The sequence below is a fragment of the bacterium genome, from assembly GCA_040757115.1.
Lineage (GTDB): Bacteria > UBA9089 > CG2-30-40-21 > CG2-30-40-21 > SBAY01 > JBFLXS01.
Window position 1 is genome coordinate 1 of the sequence record JBFLYA010000275.1, and the last position, 4853, is coordinate 4853.

The 4853-nt window shown below is 35.1% G+C and carries 6 protein-coding genes; all 6 read left to right on the plus strand.

All coding sequences use genetic code 11. From position 1 onward, the window contains the following. The first annotated feature begins 299 nt into the window (after nt 1–299). Nucleotides 300–818, plus strand: coding sequence for a hypothetical protein (locus AB1422_16860; GenBank protein MEW6620977.1), 519 nt, complete (start codon nt 300–302; stop codon nt 816–818). Between the two features lie 430 nt (nt 819–1248). After that, a complete protein-coding gene (locus AB1422_16865; protein ID MEW6620978.1) occupies nt 1249–1446 on the plus strand; it encodes a hypothetical protein in 198 nt (65 codons plus the stop codon). A 70-nt stretch (nt 1447–1516) separates the two neighbouring features. Then, a complete protein-coding gene (locus AB1422_16870) occupies nt 1517–1699 on the plus strand; it encodes a hypothetical protein (GenBank protein ID MEW6620979.1) in 183 nt (60 codons plus the stop codon). After that, nucleotides 1692–3245: an AAA family ATPase gene (locus tag AB1422_16875; GenBank protein ID MEW6620980.1), complete on the plus strand. Its 1554-nt coding sequence runs from the start codon at nt 1692–1694 to the stop codon at nt 3243–3245. Before AB1422_16870 ends, AB1422_16875 begins: the two co-directional genes overlap by 8 nt. Continuing rightward, entirely contained in the window at nt 3242–3925 is a 684-nt protein-coding gene (locus AB1422_16880; protein ID MEW6620981.1) for a zinc ribbon domain-containing protein, read from the plus strand. The genes AB1422_16875 and AB1422_16880 overlap by 4 nt, the downstream gene beginning before the upstream one ends. A gap of 330 nt (nt 3926–4255) precedes the next feature. Continuing rightward, on the plus strand, nt 4256–4654 hold the full coding sequence (locus AB1422_16885) for a DUF1257 domain-containing protein (GenBank protein MEW6620982.1): 399 nt from the start codon (nt 4256–4258) through the stop codon (nt 4652–4654). The last annotated feature ends 199 nt before the right edge of the window (nt 4655–4853 follow it).

The following is a 4853-nucleotide window of genomic DNA, read 5'->3' on the forward strand; positions in this document are numbered from 1 at the left end:
GAGGATGTTTTTTGAGAAAACAAATTATAATGTTGCAAAGAACGAGATTTTTTAGTATAATTATACTCAATAGATGTTCTTCTGGTGATTGAAATAAGAAATTTCGTAACACAAATGCGTTGGGGGGGGGTCAATTTTCATTGCCAAATTTGATGGATTATTGGAGCCCCCTGGGTCAATTTTCAATTGCCAAAAATGGCTCAGTTTTCAATTGCCATTGACAAGTTGAGACGATAAGGAGATTAATCGCCTTTCTCTTGCATAATGATTTGCTAAGGAAAGGGAGTTTATTATTTTTTGTGGATGGAGCAAAGGATGGACATTCAGCAATAAAATCAATGTTTGGTTGGATACCATATAGAATTATTCTTGATTGGTATCATTTAGTTAAGAAGTGTGAAATGCAGTTAAGTCTTGGTTTAAAAAACAAGGGAATTCGGAATGAGATACTTAGGAAGGTAAGGGGTTATTTATGGGTAGGAAAGATTGACCATGCGGTTAAGGTCTTGGGAGCGGTTGAAGAAAAGGATATTAAATCACAGGTAGCCATTGATTGCTTAATTAGTTATTTTGAGAGGAATCGAAGCTATATTCCTTGTTATGGACTCAGGAAAAGACTTGGGTTGCGAATATCCAGCAATAGAGGAGAGAAAGCAAATGATCTTGCTGTAGCGGATCGGCAAAAACATAATGGTATGAGTTGGAGTAAAAAAGGGTCAAGTGCTTTGGCTTCAGTTATTACCTTGCACCAAAACAATGAACAAGATAATTGGATTAAGAAGAGGCAGATACTCTTTGAGCTAAAAAAGGCTGCATAAATAAAAAGGATAGACCTATTTCACAGATTGTAAAATTTTGGTACCCCAAAACCTCGCTTCTGACAGACCCAGAAGTTAGTCTTGAATACTTACCTTATTATAATTATCGACACGATGCATCCTAAACTTTAGCTTCTTTCAGACACCACCAAAAAAGAGGGATTAAAGGGAAAACAAAGACAGATATAGGCTAAAGAATAGGGTTAACGCAACTTTATACTAAATTGGTCATTTTGTCCTAAAACTTGTCATTTAAAAAAACGAAATATCAATAATATCAATGGGTTAGAAAATTAAATATTTGTAATTGTTCACCGCAGAGACAAAAGAGTTCGCAGAGAAAAAAATTAAAATCTATGGACGAGACGCTTAACATCCCTGATTTTCATCAGGGCAATTTTAATGTTGTTGTACTCAAGAGATTACCCTGATGAAAATCAGGGATGGATTAACAAATCTGGCTTGCCTGCTGAACATTCGGCAAGCAGGTCCTATGTATTTCCATGTCTGTATCAATAATCTTTTATGTGATCTAATTTATTTCTATGTCTTCTCTGCGAACTCTTGCGTCTCTGCGGTAAAGGATTACCTGAACGGTTACAAAAAATCCTTAACTTCTATATGGTAGTCTGACCCATTACGCGACAGGAGAAAATTTTATTGACATAAGATAAATTTTTTGGTAGAATATTTCTATAATGAGCAGTTCTAAAATACTTCCAGTCAGAGATTCAAATACTCAAGGCGTAGAATATCTTGAAATAATAATCACTAACGAAGGTAATCTACAAATTTTGCCAATGAGTAAAAATACACTTCCTTTTTTAGAAAACCTCCTTTTTCCGCAAGAGGTTAAAAATAAAAATATTTTGTGTGGGTAAAAAAATGTTTCGCACTCTATGTGAAAAAGAGATTGATATTTTAATTCGTGCTCGTTACCCGGTGATTTATATTGTCAGTTATGAAGAAACAAGGGTAATGAACTGTCTTAAGGAAATGGCAGAGCAGAGGAAAAAGCAGTTTTTTATCTGGTCCTGCACCCAGGGAATTCATAAATTAGAAACCCCGGTAAAAATCGATGAAGCCACCCGCGACCCCATCAATGCCTTAAATTATATCGAGCGTCAAACCTCTCCCGCCGTATTTATCCTCTTAGATTTTCACCACTATTTAAATGACCACACGATTGTCCGCAAAATCAGAGACATGGTAGAAAATATGAAACATACCTACGAGAGTTTGATTATCCTTTCTCCAATTTTAAATCTTCCAGTAGAATTAGAAAAGGATATAGCCGTAGTTGATTTCGATTTACCAGATGAGAAGGATTTAAATAAATTACTGGATGAAATTATTGAAGTCATTAGCAAGTCTGGAGAGGTTAAGATTAATCTTATCTCTGAGGTAAAGGAAAAACTCATTAATGCCGCACTTGGGCTTACTTTAAATGAGGCAGAAAATGCCTTTGCCAGGGTGATTGTCGTTGACCAAACATTAGGGGCTGAAGATATTGAGCGGATTCTTGAAGAGAAAAAACAGGTTATCCGAAAATCAGGTTTGTTAGAATATTATCATTCAACAGAGGTTATGGGAGATATTGGTGGATTAGAAAATCTTAAAGACTGGCTTGTAAAACGCTCGGTGGCTTTTACCTCCAATGCCAAAGAATTTGGTTTGCCTCAGCCAAAAGGAATTTTATTAATCGGAGTTCAAGGTTGTGGCAAAAGTCTTACGGCTAAGGCAGTTGCCGGGCTCTGGAAATTGCCGCTTCTTCGCTTTGATGTTGGCAGGGTATTCTCCGGTATTGTGGGTTCATCTGAAGATAATATGCGCCGAGCAATCAGAACCGCAGAATCAATTGCTCCGGTAATCCTCTGGATAGATGAAATAGAAAAAGCCCTTTCTGGTGTGCAAAGCTCCTCCTTTTCGGATGCAGGCACTTCAGCCAGAGTATTTAGTACCTTTCTCACCTGGCTACAAGAAAAAACTAAACCGGTATTTGTTATTGCTACGGCTAACAATATCAGCCTTCTTCCACCTGAATTGTTACGAAAAGGACGCTTTGATGAAATATTCTTTGTTGATTTACCAACCTATGAAGAAAGGCAGGATATTTTTGCCATTCATATTAAAAAGAGAAACCGTAAAGTAGAAACCTTTGATTTTGAACTCCTCGCAAAAGAATCAGAAGGATATAGTGGAGCAGAAATTGAACAGGCGGTAATTTCGGGTCTTTTTGATGCCTTTGTCTTAAAAAGAGACCTGATTACGGAAGATATTTTAAAGAGTATTAAAGAGACAATACCGCTTTCTCAAACGATGCGTGAGGCAATTGAAGACTTAAGAAACTGGGCAAAAACAAGAACACGATTTTCAAGTATTCAAAAACAACCATTAGAATCTAAAGGAAGAAGGATAGAATTGTGAATGATAACACCTCTCGGTTTCAAAAATTAGAACACGGAACAATAACTGGTGTTTTCAAAAAGGCAATTCAAAAGTTAAAACGGTTTGAACGCCTTGAAGTTAATGGACATAAGATTAAAATAGAAAATGAAGAAATAAGTAACCTTATCTTTTGTCCAAAGTGTCAGAGAAATAATCCCAAAGATAGATTATACTGTTTGTATTGCGGACATGTTTTTGAAAAGATAGCAGAAAAGACTACCGCGGATGACCTTAAACCATACCAGATAAGATGTCCAGGGTGTAGTAGAATCTGTGTTTATACCCAGACAAATTGTATTTACTGTGGGTTTAATTTTAGACCAGAACAAGAAGAAAAAAGGCGTGGAAGGGAAAAAGAGCCCTCATCAGAAAATAAGGTTATCACAGTCAATATTGATGGTAAAGTCTATCGTTCTACCGATGAAATCATTCCATCGGATGTAAAACAATTAATGGGTAGGATTAAAAATGAAGGCTATTCACAAGAATTAATTGATAGATGGATTAGGGAAAAAAAAGAGGCGAGATTAGAAAAAAGAAGGTCTTTAGAAAAAAGGGTATTTGAGTTAAAGCAACAAATTGTTTGGCGAACAATCATAGCCATTGGTTTTATTTTGTTTCTCATAATTAGTATCATTTTAAGGCTTGGAAATTATTAATAAAGGCTAACTATTCAATCACTGATTGACACAGATTAGCACGGATAAAGATAGAGGTCAGAGGATAGAGGTCAAAGGACAGATTAGGATTCTGCAAAATAGGATTTGGGGGAGACAATAAATAAATATCAAATATCAAAGGCAAAGATAGTAGATAGTAGATAGTTGATAGTTGAAGGACTATAGACTATAGACTATAGACTATAAACTATAAACCATAAACTATAAACCATAAACTATAAACTATAAACCATAAACTATAAACTATAAACCATAAACTATAAACTATAAACGAGTTTTGCAGAACTCTAACAATAAGGAGAGATAAATATGTCATCACATGGAGGAATAATTGTTTATTTTATTAGAAATGTTGCCCAGTTAATAGAAACAATTAAGGATTTACAACTAACTTATCAACAGATGGAGAATCTAAAAATGCAGACTACTGACGGCAAGATTCATAATGTTGAGGTCATTGTCAAGGACGAAAATAATCGCCAGATTGGTTTTCAGAAACAAAATGACGGCACTTATAAAATTATTGCTGATTCTACTGGTTTGACCGCGGAACAATTAAAAAAACAACAGATGTGCATTAACAAAATAAAACAACACTATGCCTACAATGTGGTCATTCAGGAGTTAAAAAAACAAGGCTATCAATTAGTTGAAGAAAAAAAGGTTGAAAAGAATACTCTTAAACTTATCGCCAGAAGGTGGATATAAAGTAACTCAACCATCCCTGGTGTACATGTTTAGCGTGGTCAGAGAGCACAAATGAATGGTACTGACTTAGTGCGAAACCACTTCAAACACAACAAGTTGTGTAATACAAAATCAAAATTTAAATATTAAAATGCAAAATGACATATCAAATATCATATCAAAAATCAAAGAGCAAATATCAAAATTAAGGAATTCTTTT